Annotated in this window: 21 protein-coding genes; all 21 read left to right on the forward strand. The window is 30.5% G+C overall.

The window, feature by feature from the left end:
• Positions 1-30 precede the first annotated feature (30 nt).
• The 21 genes from ACTNBA_RS01320 (at position 31) to ACTNBA_RS01420 (ending at position 18,774) form a co-directional block, all read left to right on the forward strand.
• Positions 31-519, forward strand: a complete 489-nt coding sequence (locus ACTNBA_RS01320; RefSeq protein WP_441071920.1) for a hypothetical protein — start codon at positions 31-33, stop codon at positions 517-519.
• A gap of 157 nt (positions 520-676) precedes the next feature.
• Positions 677-1,441 carry an SPOR domain-containing protein gene (locus ACTNBA_RS01325; RefSeq protein WP_441071922.1) on the forward strand — a complete coding sequence of 255 codons (765 nt, stop codon included), beginning with the start codon at positions 677-679 and terminating at the stop codon, positions 1,439-1,441.
• A 207-nt stretch (positions 1,442-1,648) separates the two neighbouring features.
• Positions 1,649-1,909, forward strand: a complete 261-nt coding sequence (locus ACTNBA_RS01330) for a DUF4321 domain-containing protein (RefSeq protein ID WP_035128757.1) — start codon at positions 1,649-1,651, stop codon at positions 1,907-1,909.
• A gap of 9 nt (positions 1,910-1,918) precedes the next feature.
• Positions 1,919-2,494, forward strand: coding sequence for a Maf-like protein (locus ACTNBA_RS01335; RefSeq protein WP_150843821.1), 576 nt, complete (start codon positions 1,919-1,921; stop codon positions 2,492-2,494).
• Positions 2,495-2,506: 12 nt separating this feature from the next.
• Entirely contained in the window at positions 2,507-3,193 is a 687-nt protein-coding gene (gene radC / locus ACTNBA_RS01340; RefSeq protein ID WP_441071925.1) for a RadC family protein, read from the forward strand.
• 18 nt (positions 3,194-3,211) lie between these two features.
• Positions 3,212-4,219: a rod shape-determining protein gene (locus ACTNBA_RS01345; RefSeq protein WP_035128766.1), complete on the forward strand. Its 1,008-nt coding sequence runs from the start codon at positions 3,212-3,214 to the stop codon at positions 4,217-4,219.
• Between the two features lie 3 nt (positions 4,220-4,222).
• Positions 4,223-5,068: a rod shape-determining protein MreC gene (gene mreC, locus ACTNBA_RS01350; RefSeq protein ID WP_441071927.1), complete on the forward strand. Its 846-nt coding sequence runs from the start codon at positions 4,223-4,225 to the stop codon at positions 5,066-5,068.
• The gene (gene mreD, locus ACTNBA_RS01355; RefSeq protein ID WP_441071929.1) at positions 5,055-5,570 is read left to right on the forward strand and encodes a rod shape-determining protein MreD; all 516 of its coding nucleotides are present in this window, start codon (positions 5,055-5,057) and stop codon (positions 5,568-5,570) included. The genes mreC and mreD overlap by 14 nt, the downstream gene beginning before the upstream one ends.
• 7 nt (positions 5,571-5,577) lie before the next feature.
• Complete coding sequence (locus ACTNBA_RS01360) at positions 5,578-8,415, forward strand: penicillin-binding transpeptidase domain-containing protein (RefSeq protein ID WP_441071931.1); 2,838 nt, start codon at positions 5,578-5,580, stop codon at positions 8,413-8,415.
• 158 nt (positions 8,416-8,573) lie between these two features.
• Positions 8,574-9,206: a septum site-determining protein MinC gene (gene minC / locus ACTNBA_RS01365; protein ID WP_441071933.1), complete on the forward strand. Its 633-nt coding sequence runs from the start codon at positions 8,574-8,576 to the stop codon at positions 9,204-9,206.
• 16 nt (positions 9,207-9,222) lie between these two features.
• A complete protein-coding gene (minD, locus tag ACTNBA_RS01370; protein ID WP_441071935.1) occupies positions 9,223-10,032 on the forward strand; it encodes a septum site-determining protein MinD in 810 nt (269 codons plus the stop codon).
• 2 nt (positions 10,033-10,034) lie between these two features.
• On the forward strand, positions 10,035-10,304 hold the full coding sequence (minE, locus tag ACTNBA_RS01375) for a cell division topological specificity factor MinE (RefSeq protein WP_150843815.1): 270 nt from the start codon (positions 10,035-10,037) through the stop codon (positions 10,302-10,304).
• A gap of 75 nt (positions 10,305-10,379) precedes the next feature.
• Positions 10,380-11,486 (forward strand): rod shape-determining protein RodA, encoded by a 1,107-nt coding sequence (gene rodA / locus ACTNBA_RS01380; RefSeq protein WP_441071938.1) that lies wholly within the window; start codon positions 10,380-10,382, stop codon positions 11,484-11,486.
• Positions 11,487-11,497: 11 nt separating this feature from the next.
• Positions 11,498-11,866, forward strand: a complete 369-nt coding sequence (gene mgsA, locus ACTNBA_RS01385; RefSeq protein WP_035128787.1) for a methylglyoxal synthase — start codon at positions 11,498-11,500, stop codon at positions 11,864-11,866.
• A 249-nt stretch (positions 11,867-12,115) separates the two neighbouring features.
• Entirely contained in the window at positions 12,116-12,931 is an 816-nt protein-coding gene (locus ACTNBA_RS01390) for a peptidoglycan DD-metalloendopeptidase family protein (protein ID WP_441071940.1), read from the forward strand.
• Between the two features lie 22 nt (positions 12,932-12,953).
• On the forward strand, positions 12,954-13,802 hold the full coding sequence (locus ACTNBA_RS01395; protein ID WP_035128790.1) for a site-2 protease family protein: 849 nt from the start codon (positions 12,954-12,956) through the stop codon (positions 13,800-13,802).
• 104 nt (positions 13,803-13,906) lie between these two features.
• A complete protein-coding gene (locus ACTNBA_RS01400; protein WP_441071942.1) occupies positions 13,907-15,766 on the forward strand; it encodes a TIGR03960 family B12-binding radical SAM protein in 1,860 nt (619 codons plus the stop codon).
• Positions 15,738-16,442 (forward strand): TIGR03936 family radical SAM-associated protein, encoded by a 705-nt coding sequence (locus ACTNBA_RS01405; RefSeq protein ID WP_441071944.1) that lies wholly within the window; start codon positions 15,738-15,740, stop codon positions 16,440-16,442. Before ACTNBA_RS01400 ends, ACTNBA_RS01405 begins: the two co-directional genes overlap by 29 nt.
• A gap of 11 nt (positions 16,443-16,453) precedes the next feature.
• Positions 16,454-17,911, forward strand: a complete 1,458-nt coding sequence (locus tag ACTNBA_RS01410) for an Rne/Rng family ribonuclease (RefSeq protein ID WP_441071946.1) — start codon at positions 16,454-16,456, stop codon at positions 17,909-17,911.
• Positions 17,912-18,112: 201 nt separating this feature from the next.
• Positions 18,113-18,424, forward strand: coding sequence for a 50S ribosomal protein L21 (gene rplU / locus ACTNBA_RS01415; protein WP_035128800.1), 312 nt, complete (start codon positions 18,113-18,115; stop codon positions 18,422-18,424).
• Positions 18,425-18,426: 2 nt separating this feature from the next.
• A complete protein-coding gene (locus ACTNBA_RS01420; RefSeq protein ID WP_441071948.1) occupies positions 18,427-18,774 on the forward strand; it encodes a ribosomal-processing cysteine protease Prp in 348 nt (115 codons plus the stop codon).
• Position 18,775 lies beyond the last annotated feature (1 nt).

Here is an 18,775-nt window from a genome sequence, read left to right on the forward strand (position 1 = left end):
TAATGTAATATAAAAAATGGAGGTATGTTCATGGCTTTTGATAATGAATATGAATTTGTACCCTTGGCGCCTATGACACATAATTCTTTGCCCGATGAAATGAAGGATTTCATATCTGTATGTGGCATGATGGGAATAATGCCAAGAAATAATTTTATACATCCAATGCAAAAAGAGCTGGCTCAAGTTATAGATTTAAAAGAAACTAATGAGGACATAGATATTCCTGCGGAGACTTATTTAGATGAAGACTTTGAAGATGATGTTGAGAGATATGTAGAGGAGAATGGAAATAGATTATTGAAAGATTTTGATGATGAAAAAGACTTTAATCCTACACCGGTTTCATCAAAAGAAGATAATAATGATGAACTTATGAGGATAGAAAAAGTTATTAAATCCATAGAAAGAAATAATCTAGGAGTATTCAAATTTTTAGAAGTTAATGGAATGCCTTATGACAAGGCAAAAAAATTTATTAGAAGAATAGTAAGGCTATCAATTCGTTATAATGAATAACATGAATAAAAAAATCGACTATGTCGATTTTTTTAATTTTTTATAATAAATTATATAGTAATATTTATCCCTAATTATATATATAAATTAATAGGACAGATTATTTTAAGGTTTAAATTTAAAATTAATGTTTATTAATTAGAAATGGGGGTATAAAATGAAGTACACAAGATACAATATTAAATCTAAACCAAAGAGTAGTAACAGTTTTTTATTTTATTTAGCTATAACCTTACTTTTGGCATTACTATTAGGAACTTTTATATTTAAATTTGTACTTAAAGACTCAGGTAAAATAGGATTTATTAAAGGCATAGATATGAATAATTCTCAGCAACAACAAAATAGTGGTAAAGTGCCTGGTAAAAGCGAAGTAAAGGAAGAAGGAAATTCAACTGGAATAAAGGAAGAAAAAGCTGTGTCAGAATATAATTTTTATATACTACAGTGTGGTGTATTTAAAGTTAAAAGTAATGCTGATGAAACTTTAAATAAATTATCAGCCTTTGGTAATCCTTTTATAGGGCAAGAGGGAGAGCTATCTAAGGTGTATTTTGGAATGTATTCTGATAAAAACATAGAAAATGGAGCTTCAATATTAAAAGAAAAGGGAATAGATAATACTAAAGTAACTATAAATATACCTATGGAAGATAATTCTACAAAACAATTTTGTGAAATTGTAGATAGTTTGTTGCAAGTTGTAAATAAGACTTCAGAAAGTGGTGTAAAATCTATTAATACCAGTGAACTTAAAAAGTGGATAGCTGGATTGGAGAAAATAGATGAGAACATGAAACAATACAATGAAGTTAATTCTTTGAAGGAATATATAAAGGCTCTTCCAGATGAAGTAGATAAAAATAAGGATGGAGAAGTATTAAAATATGTTTATGACCAGCTAATAAAGTTTAAAAAATAAGATATATATTATTTTTAATAAGTTGATATAAGGCTATCTGTGAACAAAAGTTCACAGATAGCCTTAATTTATAAAAAAAGTTTAAAAAATTTGTTATAGTCTTGTGTAAAAAAATATTAAATGTTACACTATATTAGATATAAAATGTTATATTGATTAATTCAAATAGTATATTGCACATTTTAAATATACTGGGGGATGTTTTTTATGGGAAAATCATATAAAACCGCTAAAGAGTATGTATTTATAACTCTTCTGGGCGCTATTTCTGGAAGCTTTATTGGAGAATTTTTAGGAAATACTTTTAAAGCCTTAGATTTTTTAGGAAAAAACTACTTTATAGGATTAAAAAATCCTTTAGTCATTGATTTAAAGGTCTTAGAATTAACTTTTGGACTAGGATTTGGTCTGAATTTAATGGCTATAGTAGGTATGGTTTTAGCAATAGTATTATTTAAGAGATTCTAGGAGGAAGTTATGGATATAGTATTAGCTTCTGCATCACCAAGAAGACAGGAATTATTAAAAAGGTTAGTAGATAATTTTAAAATAGAGATTAGTAACTTTGATGAGGATTCTGTTGAATTTCAAGGTGATATAGATAAACATGTGTGTGATTTAGCTGAAGGAAAAGCTAGAAATATTTTGAATAAAGTGCAGAAAGATAGTATTGTCATAGGCTGTGATACTGTAGTATATTTAAATGGGAAAATTCTTGGGAAACCAATAAATGATAAAGATGCATTTGAAATGCTAAGGTCACTCAGTGGAAATGTACATAAAGTTTATTCGGGGCTAGTTTTAATAAACAGTAAAACCAATGAATTAATAAGAAAAAGCGTTTGTACTGAAGTTAAATTTATGAACCTATCTGAGGATATGATACTTAGGTATATTGAATCAGGTCAATGTAATGGTAAAGCTGGTGCCTATGGGATACAAGATAATGCTGCTATTTTTGTGGAGAATATTAATGGCTGTTATTACAATGTAGTAGGATTGCCTTTAAATACTTTATATTTATCACTAAGGGAGATGGGGGTAAATCAATAAAGGAGTTAGTTTATGAACTATAAATTAAAGATTAAAGATTTACCTAAAAATGAAAGACCTAGAGAAAAAATATTAAGGTATGGGGCAGAATACCTGTCTAATTCTGAACTTTTAGCCCTTATATTGAGGACTGGAACAAAGGAAGATAGTGTTTTAAATCTATGTGATAGGTTATTATCTCATTGTGGAGGCATAAATGGAATTTCCAGCCCCAGTATTAATGATTTAAAGCAGGTAAAAGGAATAGGGGAGGTTAAAGCTACTCAAGTTTTAGCCCTTGCAGAGCTAGCTACCAGATTTAATTCTTTTAAATCCGGTGAAGAGCATATTGTAAGTAGTCCTAAAGATGTGTCTAATTATATGATGAGACAAATGAAAGGTTTAAAAAAAGAATATTTTAAGCTAATTATGTTAAATACTAAAAACATAATTATATCAGTTAAAGATATTTCTATAGGAAATTTAAATAGTTCCATTGTTCATCCGAGAGAAGTCTTTATAGAAGCTATAAAGCTTAGTAGTGCATCAGTGATATTGTGTCACAATCATCCATCAGGTGATCCAACACCTAGCAAAGAGGATATACTAATAACTAAAAGACTAAAGGAGTGTGGAACATTACTAGGAATTGAAGTTTTAGATCATATTATTATTGGTAACGAAGCTTATATAAGCTTAAAAGAAAAAGGTATTATATAGATTGAGAGGAGAGTTTTTATGGGTTTTTTTGGAAGTTCTAGAGACATTGGAATAGATTTAGGAACTGCAAACACGTTAGTATATATTAAAGGAAAGGGTATCGTACTTAGAGAGCCTTCCGTTGTAGCAATAAATAAAAATACAGGAAAAGTTTTAGCTGTAGGTAATGAAGCTAAAAATATGATAGGTAGAACACCAGGAAATATTGTAGCTATAAGACCAATGAAAGATGGAGTTATAGCAGATTTTGATGTAACTGAAAAAATGCTTAGACATTTTATTGAAAAAGTTGGAGGTAAAAATTCCTTTAAAAGTCCAAGAATCGTAGTTTGTTTCCCATCTGGAGTAACTGAAGTAGAGAAGAGAGCAATTGAAGAAGCAACTAAGAGTGCTGGAGCTAGAGAAGTTGGATTATTAGAAGAACCAATGGCAGCAGCTATAGGTGCTGGACTTCCAGTTGGAGAACCTACAGGAAGTATGGTTGTAGATATCGGTGGAGGTACTACAGAAGTAGCAATAATATCTTTAGGTGGAGTTGTTACAAGTATGTCATTAAGAGTTGCAGGTGATGAATTAGATCAAGCAATTATAGCATACATAAAAAAACAATATAACTTAATGATTGGTGAGAGAACTTCAGAAAATATAAAAATACAATTAGGTTCAGCTTACGAGGTAGAAGAAAAGGCAGAGAATATGCAAATTAGAGGAAGAGATTTAATAAGTGGTCTTCCTAAAGTAGTAGAAATAGGTGAAGATGAAGTAAGAGAAGCTTTAAGAGAACCTGTATACTCTATTATAGAGGCTATAAAAACAACACTAGAAAAAACACCACCAGAACTTGCAGCAGATATTATGGATAAAGGTATAATGCTTACAGGTGGAGGAGCCTTATTAAAAGGATTAGATGCACTAATAGCCCATGAAACCCATATGCCAGTAAATATAGCAGAAATACCATTAGATTGTGTAGCTGTAGGAGCTGGAAAAGCATTAGATAATGTAGATATTATGAGTAGAAGATAAAAAATGAAGATATTCAAGAATAAGCTGGCAGTAATAGTTATACTACTGTCAGTGTCCTTTTTGGGGTTAATTGGTTATTCAGTTCAAAAAGATAATATGTCAATGGTGGAAAATGGTGTAGGAAGTGCTATAAACTCTGTTCAAGGTGTTGTTTATAAAATAGGTAGTAAAATAAAAAGTTCTTTTAGTTTAGTACTTAATATAGGAAATATAAAAAGTGAAAATGATGAGTTGAAAAATCAAAATGAGAAGTTGAAATTTAATGCCATTCAAAATGATCTTTTAAGAAAAGAAAATGACAGACTTAGAGGCATGTTAAACTTTTCTAGTGCAAATGCTCAGTATAATTATATAGGTGTAGATATTTTGGGTTTAGTTGGAAATAATTTTTTGGATGGATATGTAATCAATAAAGGTGAAAAAGATGGAATAGAAAAAGGTATGATTGCATTGGAAGGAGAAGGACTAGTTGGTCAAATTACTAGTGTTGGTAGTAATTGGAGTATAGTTCAATCTATTTGTAATGAGAATATGGCTGTAGCAGGATATGTATTGAGCACTGAAGAAAGTAATGGTATTGTAAAGGGTTATAAGGGGAATGAAGATAAATTTCTTACGGAAATTACAGGACTTTCCTTAGATTCAAAAATTAAAGAAGGGGACACTATACTAACTTCTGGACTAGGTGGCATATATCCAAAAGGAATTAAAATAGGAGAAGTTCTAGAAATTTATGAGGATAGAGCAAAGGTCGTGAAGAGTGCAATTGTGAAGCCTGCAGTAGATTTTAATAAGGTAGAGCAACTTGTAATTATAGTGCCAAAGGAAAAAAGAGATGTCAAAAACTAATAATAAATTTAAAAAAATATTATATTTATTTTTAATAATCACCATTCTTTTTATTTTTGATAATACCATTATAACTTTTTTTGCTATTAAAAATATATATCCAAGCGTTCTTTTTGTATTTATAGTTTGTTATTCCATTATAAATGGATATGGTGAAGCAACAATTATTGGTGTTATAACAGGGATTCTTCAAGACATTTATTTTCCGGGAGTCATGGGAATTAACATGTTAATAAACATGTTAATTTGTTTAATGGCAGCTAAAATTGGAAAAGGAATTTTTAAGGATAAGGTTGTAATACCTATTTTTTCAACATTCCTACTAAGTTTACTAAAGAGTATTGCTATTTTTGCTATATTTATATTAATAGGAGCTAGTAATAATTTTTTACACTTAATCATATATAAAGCTATTTATGAGATGATAATAGCTTTACTTATATATAGGATTATACTTAAGTTTAGTGAAACCAAAACTATAAAAAAGGAATGGAGATTCTAAAGAAAGTATGAAAAAAAATAAAAAAATAATTAGAAATAAAAAAAATAAAAAAAGTTTTTCAAGATATAATTTATTTTATATAGCTATGGTAGTTATCTTCATTGGAATTACTTCAAGATTACTTTTTTTACAAATAGTAATGGTAGAGGATTATAGAGAAAGAGCAAATAGCAATAAATATAAAACAGTATCCGTTGCAGCAGCTAGAGGAGATATAGTAGATAGAAATGGTAAAGTTTTTGCCCAAAGTGTTCAAAATTATGTATTACAATTTAGTGAGACAGAAGAAAGTAAAGAACATTTCTTTAAAACTATGTCTAGAGTTTTTGAAATATTAGATAAAAAGCAAATACCAATTGTAGATGAATTTCCTATAATTATAAATAATGAAGGAAAGCTAGAATATAACTTCAAAGCTACTGATGAATCAAGTAGAAAATGGCTAGAACTTAGATTTAAAAAGGATAGAGGTTTTTTAGAGCAGGTAGTAAAGAAAGAATATGGTGAGGGTAAGAAGGTTTCAGAGCTTACGGAAGAGCAAAAAAATTATATGGATGTTTTGTTATTACAGATAACTGCAGAAGAGGCCTATAAAACTTTAGAGAAAGATTATGGTGTAGATAGGTACTATGAGTTAACTCTTCATGAAAGAAGAAGATTTTTACTATTAAAAGATGCTATGAAGATGCAAAGTTTTTCAGGGTATAGCCCAGTAGTAATTGCAAATACTTTAGATCAAGAAACTGCCTTTGTGTTTGAGCAACTACAACCAGATATGCCAGGTATAATAGTTGATACTCAGCCTATGAGATCTTATCCTAATGGAGAGTTAGGTTCTGCATTTCTAGGGTATATGTCTCAAATTAACCCTTGGGAACAAGAAAAATATGAAGAAAAGGGTTATGATGTAAGTACTGATGACATAGGAAAAGCAGGTATTGAAGCAGCCTATGAATCCTATCTAAAGGGAACTAAGGGACAAGAGAGTATAGAAATTAATAAGCAGGGACGTAGAGTTAGAACTCTAGGACAGGTAGAAGCTTATCAAGGAAAAACTGTGCAATTAAATATTGATATGGATGTACAAAGAGCTGCAGAAAAGGCACTAGATGAAGTGATGACTAATCTTCAAAAGAGTGGCAAAAATTATTATGGAGATAGTACTAACGCAACTAGAGGAGCAGCAGTAGCCATAAGCACTAAGGGGGAAGTGTTAGCCCTTGTTAGTAAACCTGGTTTTGATCCTAATATATTCACAGACCCTGGAAAATTAACCACTGAATTGTCACAACAATACTTTAACCCAGATTTAGAAGCCATGGGAAAAGAATATATTAAAAGAAGAGGTCTTGCAAATATAAAGGGTATTTTAACAGCTGATGAATTAACAACTTTAAGCTTAGAAAAAAGGGAACAACTATTGCTTGATAGAATGTTCCCAATAGATAAAAGTATACCAGGAAATACTACAAGAAGAGAAGATAGATATGATATTTTCCCTAAACCTTTTTATAATTACGGAACCTTATCATTAGTTCCACCAGGATCTACCTTCAAGCCAGTTACCGCTCTTGCAGGGCTAGAGGAGGGTATTATTACTGGGGATACTGAGATTTTAGATGATGGTATATATGGGAAATACGGATATGGAGGATCTTGTTGGATATGGAATATGAATGAACAACATGGTTCCCATGGTCGAATTAATGTTAAAGAAGCATTGGAAGTTTCTTGTAACTATTTTTTCTTTGATGTGGCAGATCGCCTTTTTACAAAGGGTGGTGGAATGAAAAATCCTAAAAATGCTTTAGATTTAATAGCAAAATATGGTTGGCAACTAGGACTAGGATTACCACAAGGGAGTGAACTAAAGGCCTCTACTGGTATAGAAATTGAAGAAAATTTTGGTCAAATATACAATTATGAATCAAATAAAAATGTTCAAGCCAATACATTTATAAATCGAATGGCTGAAGACTTACAAAAAGGAATTAGTTCTATGAATGCAGCATCTCATTATAAGCCTTTTGACATTGTACAGCAAGAGGAGATTGGAACAGGTAAAGAACTAGAGCAAATAAAACTTACCAATTCTAAGAAAAAGACTTTAGTGGATGTAATTAGAGAAGAAATAAAAAAAGAAGAGATGTCTACCTCTGATGATATCCTAGAAAGATTTAAACCTTTAATTCAAGATATAATTAATACTAATGAGACTATAAAAGCCTTAGGATATTCTGAAGCAGATATAGAAAATATTGCTCTAGCAATGTTCTATTGTGTAAATGATGCGCATTCATATATAAAGTCTCCAGGTAATGCCTATGATGCATCCATAGGTCAAGGTATGAATCAATTTACACCACTACAACTAGCTAGTTACCTTGCTACCCTTTTAAATGGTGGAGAAAGATATGAGGTAAAGCTAGTTGATAAAATTATTGATAGTAAGACTAAAGAAGTTATTGAAGATATAGAGCCAAAGCTTATAAGCAAAGCTAGTTTCAATAAGGCAAATATTGAAATTATTAAAGAGGGAATGGGAAAGGTTACTCGAGGAGAAAATGGTACAACTTCAGCTGTATTTAATGGGTTTCCTATACCTACTGGAGGTAAAACCGGTACTTCTAACGTTGTAACTTATGATCTGCAAAAACCTCTTGGAAGGGATGCAGCTTCTGTATATGTAGGCTTTGCACCTTATGAAAATCCAGAGATTGTAGTATGTTCTATAGTATTCGATGCTGCCCATGGTGATGGAACTATTGCCAAGGCAATGTTCGAAGCTTATTTTAAGGAAGAAATATTAGAAAAAATTCCTAATTATGAATTTAAATATAAATAAAGAAAATAACAAATGGATTACCATTTGTTATTTTTTTAAAGGAATATTGTTATATAATAAGTATTTCAACAAAAAAATTATTTTTTCTCAATATAAAGAAGGAATTTAGGCTCTATACGTTGAAATAGTAAGAATATCTCGATATGTGGAGGTTGCATATGCAAGATGATGGTATAAAATTTAAAGGCGAAAAAGATGGACTTAATTTAGTTGTAAATATTAAACTCTTTAGCTCTATAGAAAGCTTAATTGAAGCATTGAGAGTAAAGCTTCGAAAGGGTAGGCGGTTCTATAAGGGTGCCTCCATTAAAATAACTGTAGATATGAGGCAATTAGAATCTAGAGATTTAAGAGCAATACGAGACTTTTTATCAACGGAATTTATGATAAAGGATTGCTCCTTTATAAATTTAGAAGATAGTAATAAAAAGGTTTTTAATGGTATACATGAAGGGAAAACTAAATTTGTCAGAAAAACTATAAGAAGTGGTCAAAGATTTGAATATTCAGGAAACATAGTTATAGTAGGAGATATAAATTCTGGAGCAGAGGTATATGCTGCAGGAAATATAGTGGTATTAGGCTCTGTTAAAGGTAGTGTGTACGCTGGAATTAATGGTAATAATGGTGCTATAATAGCAGCCTTTGCATTAACACCACAAATAATGCAAATTGCTGATCTTATCACTAGATCTCCAGAAGATATGGACAAACCTAGGTATCCAGAATTGGCAAGAATTAAAAATGGAAATATTGTTTTAGAACCATATTCAATAAATAAATATATTTAATCGGAGGTATTAGTAAATGGGAGAGGCCATAGTTATAACATCTGGGAAAGGTGGAGTAGGAAAAACTACTACTACAGCAAATATAGGTACAGCTTTAGCATCAATGGATAAAAAAGTAGTTGTTATCGATGGAGATACAGGATTAAGAAACTTAGATGTTCTCATGGGACTTGAAAATAGAGTGGTATTTACATTAGTTGATGTTATTGAAGAAAAGTGTAGATTGAAACAAGCACTTATAAAAGATAAGAGGTTTAACAATTTATTTCTTCTTCCAACAGCACAAACTAGAGATAAAAATGATGTAGATATAAATGAAATGTTAAGAGTGGTAACACAATTAAAACAAGAGTTTGATTATGTAATTTTAGACTGTCCTGCAGGTATTGAACAAGGCTTTGAAAATGCCATTGTAGGGGCAGACTGGGCAATTGTTGTTGTAAATCCAGAAATCACATCTGTCAGAGATGCAGATAGGGTTATTGGAAAGTTAGATGCTAAGGGGATAGAAAGACAGGAACTTATAGTTAACAGAATGAACTTTGATATGGCTAAGAATGGGGAAATGTTGACTATAGAAGATATAAAGGAGTGTTTAGCTATTAAAGTTATAGGGGTAGTTCCCGATGATAGAAAAGTAACCATATCTACTAATAAAGGTGAACCTATAGTGTTAGACAGTTCTGCTTATGCTGGTCAAGCCTTTAAGAACATTGGAAATAGAATTTTAGGAGAAGAAGTACCATTCCTAGATTTTAATGAAATATACGGTCAAAAAGGATTTATGGGTGCAATAAAAAAATTATTTGGAGGAGGTAGAAATTAGATATGGACTTGTTTAAAATTTTTTCAAGCAAAGTATCTTCAAAGGATATTGCTGCAGATAGATTAAAACTTATTCTAGTCCATGATAGAGCTACCGTTTCGCCAGATTTTTTAGAGAATATTAAAATGGAGTTGCTTAAGACTATATCTAATTATGCAGAAATTGAAAGTGGAGAAGAAATTGAAATAAGAATAACTACTAGTGATGAATATGATGGGAATTCCCCGGCTTTAGTGGCTAGTATACCTATTAAAAAAGTTAAGAGAAGATAATCAATAAAGCTATGTTTTTCATAGCTTTTTTTCCTTGTTATGATATAATAGGAACAGGTATGGAGGGAGATGCAAATGAATAAATTATTAGAAAAATTTAAAATTAATGATAAGTTAATTAAAAATATAGATTTTAGTATTTTAATTGTAGTATTTTTAATTGTAGCCTTTGGTATAGTTAATATTTACTCTGCCATTGGAGCTAAATATGCCATGCTTCAATTTGCTTGGATGATTGTAGGTATGATAACTATATACTTCATATTAACTTTAGACTATGTGCAAATATTAAATTATGCACCTGTTATATATTGGGCAGCGGTTATACTTTTACTTTTTAATGATATAACTGGTAAAGCGGTAAATGGAGCTAATGCATGGATTAGTTTGGGAAATAGAGCTATTCAGCCTGGAGAGTTTGCCAAAATAGGTATGATTCTTATGGTTGCAAAGGTTATAGAGGATGCTGAAGGTGATATAAATAATATAAAAACATTTTCTAAAATAGCCATGTATGCAGCTATTCCAATGATACTCATTGTAATACAGCCAGATATGGGGCTTACCATGGTTTCATTTTTTATAATGCTGGGAATTGTAATTGTAGCAAACTTAAATTGGAAAATCATAGTTGGAGGTCTTTCTGCAGTAGTAGTGGCAGTTGTAGGAATTTGGAACTCACCTTTTATGAAAGAATATTGGAAAATAAGATTTAAAGCTGTTATTGATCCAGATAGGTATGCACAAGCAGAAGGGATGCAGCTAATTCAATCTAAAATAGCAATAGGTTCTGGTGGAATATTTGGTATGGGATTTATGAATGGGAAGCAATATAAGTTTGTACCAGAAAACCATACAGACTTTATCTTTGCTGTATTAGGTGAAGAATGGGGATTAGTTGGAGCGCTAGTACTTATGATGTTATATGGAATACTTTTATGCAAACTTATAAATATAGCAAAGAACTCAAAAGATATAGCTGGAGGTATTATAGTGGTAGGTGTAATAGCATCTATACTATTTTCAATAATTCAAAATATCGGGATGACCATTGGATTACTTCCTATATCAGGTATAACATTACCTTTTGTTAGTTATGGTGGAAGTTCTATGTTAACTTATTTTATATCTTTAGGGTTAGTTTTAAATATAGGTATGAGAAAGAATAAAATTAATTTTTAGGAGTGATTTATATGAGAGTTGCATTGGTTGCACACGATAAAAAGAAGGATGACATCATTGATTTTGCTAAAAGATATAAGGATGTGCTAAAGGATCATGAACTTTATGCTACAGGCACTACAGGGAAACTTATAAATGAAATAGTTGGTCTTCCTATATATAGATTTTTATCAGGCCCCTTAGGCGGCGACCAACAAATAGGAGCAAGACTTGCAGAAGGAAATATGGATATGATAATTTTTTTAAGAGATCCTCTTACAGCTCAACCCCATGAACCCGATGTAACAGCCCTTATAAGACTCTCAGATGTTCACTGTATACCTCTTGCAACTAATATAGGTACAGCAGAAGTATTCATGAAGGCTTTAAAAAACAGATAATAAAATTAATTATAATATTAATAATAATATTAATAAAAGAAGCTGTCTCAAGACAATTTGTCAATCTTTTTAAAATGTTGAATTTGTACTTTAATATAAGTCCATGATTAACATTATTTTAGGATTGACATATACTGAGACAGTCTTTTTTTATTATGCTCTTATGAAAATAAATTTTCATACCCATCATAAAGTTAGTTTTTTTTAATATATATAAATTAGTAATAATAAATTATGGGGGGATATTTTATGGGAATTTATAATGAATATTATCAAAAATATTATTCTAATATGAAAAAACAAACAGGAACCAGTGAGTATAAACCTACAAAATATAGTGGAAATAGTACTAAAGGTAGTAACTATAAATTAAATAGTAGAAGAAATACCTTCCCCATTTATTTAAACATTTTTGGGAAAGGCTTTGCTAATATATTGATTATTCAATGCGTAATAGTTCTAGTTCTTCTAGCTGGACTATTTCTCGCTAGAACATATCCTAACAGTTACGTTAATAAGGTATATGATAAGAGTATAGCAATTATAAATAATGGTTTATTGAAGGAAAAAAATATTACTGTGGAAAATATAGTCCAAGCATTTAAAGAAAAAAATATATTGGATGTATTTAAGGAAGAAAAAATAACTGAAGTTTTTAATGAAGTAAAGTCTATGGTTAATTTTGAAGAAAAGAAAGAAAATTATATAAAAGAAAACTATGTAAACCCTATAACCATAAAGGATAAAAATCAAATCACTATAAAAGATAATAGACTTTCTTTAAGCCTAACTAATGAAAGTGATATAAAGGCATCCTTTCCAGGAAAGGTAAAGAGTGTAACTGAAGGAAAAGAAATTACCTTAATCCTAGACTATGGTGATGGTATTGAGATGAAATATTATGGTCTTAGTGGTAGCAAAGTTAAAATTGGAGATGCTGTTGATACAGGAGAAGTTATTGGTACAGTTAAGGGAGATGAAGGCAATATATTAAGTATAGAAGTATTTTATATGGGAAATATTTTAAACCCAGAGAAATGCTTTAATTTTGAAACTATGATATAGCAAGATTATTAGGGGGAAATCATTGATACGAATAAGCAAATACTTAATACCCTATATAATTTTAATATTGATTATAGGATTTAAAAGTGAGTTAATTATAGGTTTTATAATCATAATCATCCATGAAATCATTCATTTAATAACAGCAAGAATATTAGGTTATTCAGGATTTTCTATAGATATATTACCAATAGGTACTACACTAAAATTAAAGGAGCTAGAAGAGGCAACTCCTAAGGAAGATATTATTATATCCTTAAGTGGTCCTATAGGGAATTTTTTAATTGCTTTAACCAGTTATTTTTTAGGCAGATATTTTTCTAATTCTAGTTTTATTGAATTTTGCAATTATAATTTAGTTATAGGCATATTTAATCTTATACCAGCATTTCCTTTAGATGGAGGTCGTATATTAAGAGATATTCTTAATATTAAGCTCATATATAAAAAAGCTAATAAGATTGCGCTAAATATAAGTATAGTAATAGGATATATATTTGGAGCAATCTTTTTAATGGGATTATGCATGGAGCGACTGGTTTTAGATTTTGCCTTTTTTTCTATATTTATATTAATGATTTCCTATAAGGAAAAAGGGAGGATAGCTTATATAATAATGGGATATATCATCAAAAAAAAGGAAAAGCTAATAGGTAGAGGATACCTAGAAAATAAAAGTATTTCTGTTTATTACAAAATAAATATATTACAATTAATAGAATTAATAGATAAAAACAAGTATAATGTATTTACTGTACTTGATGATGAAATGAACATGATAGGAGTTTTATATGAAGAGGACATATTAAATGGAATTAAGGAATTGGGAAATATAACTCTTGAAGAGCTTCTAGAAAGCTATGAAAAATAGTATAGTTACTTGAAATATTATATAGTTGTGCTAAAATGAAACTTAGCTTTAGCGGATGTAAAATCCTCTTAAGCTAAGTTGAATTAACTTAAGGAGGATACTCAATGAATAAAATTTCCGACGATATTTTGTACAGAGTTGAGAAACCAGCTAGATATATAGGTGGAGAATTAAACTCATATAATAAAGATAAAAACAGTGTAGATATTAGATATGCTTTTTGTTTCCCAGATGTTTATGAAGTGGCAATGTCCCACTTGGGAACAAAAATTCTATATCATCTTATGAATGAGAGAGAGGATACCTTCTGTGAAAGATGCTTTGCACCTTGGCCAGATATGGAAAAACTACTAAGAGAAAATAACATTCCACTAGGAACTCTTGAAACTAAGGATTCCCTTAGTGAATTTGATATTTTAGGATTCACTCTTCAATATGAAATGAGCTATACTAATATTTTAAATATGTTAGATATGTGTAATATACCAGTTAGAGCTTCAAAAAGGGGAGAAGAATATCCTATCATCATGATGGGAGGTCCTTGTGCTTATAACCCTGAGCCTTTATATGATATAGCTGATGTCTTCATATTAGGAGAAGGAGAAGAAGTTACCCATGATGTTTTAGATGTTTATAAGGAAATGAAGGGTAAATCAAAGGCTGAATACCTAAGAGCTATTTCAAAGATTCAAGGAGTTTATGTACCATCCCTTTATGACGTAAATTACAACGAAGATGGTACTATTAAGGACATGACTCCAAAATATGAGGATGTACCTAAAACTGTTAAAAAGAGAATAATTTCAGATTTTAATGCTAACAATTCTCCAGAAAAATTCATAGTTCCTTATACAGAAATTATTCATGATAGAATAGTTATAGAAACCTTTAGAGGCTGTACAAGGGGATGTAGATTCTGCCAAGCAGGAATGATATACAGACCAGTTAGGGAAAAAACCACAGAAAAGCTTATGGAAGAAATCGATGTTCTTGTAAAAAACACAGGTTATCAGGAGATTTCTCTAAGTTCCTTAAGTATTTGTGACTACTCTAATATCCAAAACTTAATTTTCTCTTTAATTGAAAAGTATGGAGAAGAAAAAATAGGAGTATCTATACCATCAATTAGAATAGATGCCTTCTCTGTAGATTTAATAAAGGAGATACAAAAGGTAAGAAAGACAGGATTAACCTTTGCTCCAGAAGCTGGAACTCAAAGGATGAGAGATGTAATAAACAAAGGTGTAACAGAGGAAGACTTATTAAGATCTGCTAGAAATGCCTTTGAATCAGGTTGGTCAACTATAAAGCTATACTTTGTTATAGGACTTCCTTATGAAACCGTAGAAGACGTAGAAGGAATTGCACATTTAGCAGAAAAGGTAGTAGAGGAATATTTCCATGTACCTAGAGATGTAAGAAAGAGGGGCTTAAGAGTTACAGTAAGTACTTCTATATTAGTACCAAAGCCATTTACACCTTTCCAATGGGCTCCAATGAATCAAGTGGCTGAAGTGAGAGAAAAAATTTCAAGTCTTAGAGATGCTATAAAAAGTAAGGCTATTAACTACAATTGGCATGAATCGGCACTTAGCTACCTAGAAGCAGTATTTGCAAGAGGGGATAGAAAACTTTGTGATGTTCTAGTGAAGGCCTTTGAAAAGGGCGCTAGGTTTGATGGCTGGAACGAGTACTTCAACTTTGAATTGTGGCAAGAAGCGTTTGAAGAATGTGGGGTAGATGGAGATTTCTATGCTTATAGAGAAAGAAGTTATGATGAAATCTTACCATGGGACTTCATTGATATAGGAGTAAGTAAAAGCTATCTAATAAGTGAAAATGAAAAAGCTAAAGAAATGGTTTTAACACCAGACTGTAGAGAGAGATGTACAGGATGTGGAATCAATACTAGCTTTAAGGAAAGGGAGTGCTTTCATGGTGCGTTATTTAATAAAATACACTAAAGAAAGTGAAATAAAGTTTTTATCTCATTTAGATTTAATGAGAACTATACAAAGAGTTATAAGAAGAGCAAAACTACCAATAGAGTATTCTAAGGGGTTTAATCCTCATATGAGCATATCTATAGCACAACCCCTATCAGTAGGGGTATATTCTACAGGAGAATACTTAGATGCAGTGTTTATTGAAGCATTTGATGAAAAGGAAATTCTAAAGACTTTAAATGAAAATACAGTAGGTGGAGTTAAATTTTTATCCGTTACCAAGGTAGCCAGAAAAGAAGGACAGAAAAATCAACAAGCAATGGCTACCATAGATGCAGCTAAATATATAATAAAGTTTAAACTTCAGGATGAGTCTGCACTAGATATGGATTCTTTATTGGATTTAAGTCAATGGACAATTTTAAAGAAATCTAAATCAGGAGAAAAGGAAACAGATATTAAGCCTTTAGTTAAAGAGATAAAGTACTCCATAGATAATAAAATGTTAACTATAGAAGGACTTCTTAGTTGTGGAAGCAGAGAAAACCTATCAGCAAGTTTACTTAGTGAATTTATAAAAACTCATGTAAAGGGAATTAAGGAAGATGCCTTTGTTGATATAAAAAGAGTAGAAATGTATGCTTTTAAAGGAAAAGAACTACTTACACTTCAAGAGTATTTTGCACAGTACTAGGAGTTGATTTAATGAAAAAAATATTCATTGAAAGACAAAATACATTATTAAAGATTGCAGTGAAATATGGTGATACTCTTAAAGAATGTTTTATAGAAGAAGATACAGAAGGACCTAAGGTAGGAGACATATATAGAGGTGTAATTAAAAATATAGTACCTTCTATTCATGGTGCTTTCATAGATATAGGTTATGAAAAAAATGGATATCTTTCCCTAGAAAAAAATCAGCATATAAACACCTTAAAAAAAGGTGATGAAGTTATGGTAGAGGTAGTAAAGGAAGAGATAGATAAAAAAGGCCCAAAGGTAACTAGAAACCTTTCCTTACCAGGAGCCTATGCAGTAATTACTAAAGAACATAGCCATATAGAAATTTCAAAAAAGATTAAAACACCAAATTTTAAAGAATTAATAGAAGAAGATATATCAAAACCTGAGGATGTTGGAATAATAATTAGAACAAAAGCAGAAAATATTGATATAAACATTTTAAAGGAAGAAATAGGTGAGTTAATACATAGATATGAAGAAATATGTAATAAGTTTACTTACTCATCTAAAGTAGGACCTCTCTATAAAGATAATGGGATCCTAAGTAGGGTCTTAAGAAATTATACTGAAGGTGGAGCTGAGATAGTAGTTGATAATTATGAAGATTACCTTTACTATGAAAAGTTAATTAAAGAAAAGCGCTTAGAAAATCTTCATCTAAGTTTTTATGAAGGAGCTTTATCCATATTTGATAATTATGGCATAGAAAAAGAAATTTTAGCGTTAAGACATAATAAAATTAACTTATCCAGTGGTGGTAACATTGTGTTAGAACGTACTGAAGCCATGAATGTGGTGGATGTAAATACGGCTAAAAACATAAAGCCATCCTTAAAGGAAAAAAATATTTTAGTAACTAATATGGAGGCTGCTAAGGAAGTAGTAAAACAGATAAGACTGAGAAATCTAGGTGGGATAATAGTAGTAGATTTTGTAGATATGAAATCTCATGAAGATAAAGCTGAAGTTTTAAAAGTTTTACAAGAGGAGTTTAAGGATGATAAGCATAATACTAAAATATATCCTTTCACAGAATTAAATTTAGTTCAGATAACTAGAAAAAAATATGGCAAATCCATATGTGATTATGTTTTTAATTCCTGTATTCATTGTAAAGGTACAGGAGAAAAAGTATCTTTAGAATATATATTAAGCATTTTAAAAGGTAAAGTGAAAAAAATAAAATCAGAGCAGGGAATTAAAAATATCTATATAGAACTAGATAGAAACTATGAGAATGAAATAAACAATGATATTGTAACTTTTGTGGAGAAATTAGATGGGCTAGACTGTGATATTTTTATTAGATTTCAGGAAAATCTAGATAATTTTAAAGTTGAATCTTTAATTTTTCATAGCCAAATTGAAGCTATGCAAGAATTAAAAGTATTTTCTGCAAAAACTAGATGTAACTAATAATTTTGAAAAACATGGCAGTATTAGAGATGATAGTCATCAATAAAAAAATACCATAAGTTGCTTTACAATCATCAGCGTATGTGTTAAAATGTCATTTGTAGACCGCACACATAAGGTTTTTAAACTAACTTTAAAATTTTGTAAAGAATTTGTAAGTTATACCTGAGATGGCGAGACTGGATTGAGGAGGTGTATTTAATGTACGCAGTTTTACTTACTGGAGGAAAGCAATACAGAGTTCAAGAGGGAGACGTTTTATTCGTTGAAAAACTTGAAGCTGAAGTTGATTCAACTGTAGAATTCGATAAGGTTTTAGCAGTTGGAAAAGAAGACGGTTTAGTAGTTGGAAAGCCTGTAGTTGAAGGAGCTAAAGTTGTTGCTAAAGTAGTAGCACAAGGAAAAGCTAAGAAAGTTATAGTTTTCAAATATAAGCCAAAGAAAGACTACAGAAAGAAACAAGGTCATAGACAACCATTTACTAAAGTTGTAATTGAGAAGATTGAAGCTTAATTATGATTAAGGTAACTTTCAAAAGAAAAAAAAGCATGGTAGTATCATTTCATGTATATGGGCATGCTGAGTATTTTGATGTTAAGCAAAATACAACTGTTTATGATGATGTTGTTTGTGGTTCTGTAAGTAATTTAGCCCAGGTAACAATCTTAGGAGTGTTAGAGGTGCTAAAGTTAAAACCTACATATATCGCGGAAGAGGGAAACATAGCTTTAGATGTATCTAAGTTATCTCATGTGGAAATAGAAAGTACACAAGTCCTACTAGAAACGATGTTATTGGGATTAAAGAATTTAGAAATTAGTTATGGAAAATATATCAAAGTTGTAGTAGAGGAGGTGCAGTGAT

Source organism: Clostridium sulfidigenes (assembly GCF_052067195.1).
GTDB classification, from domain to species: Bacteria; Bacillota; Clostridia; order Clostridiales; family Clostridiaceae; genus Clostridium_J; species Clostridium_J sulfidigenes.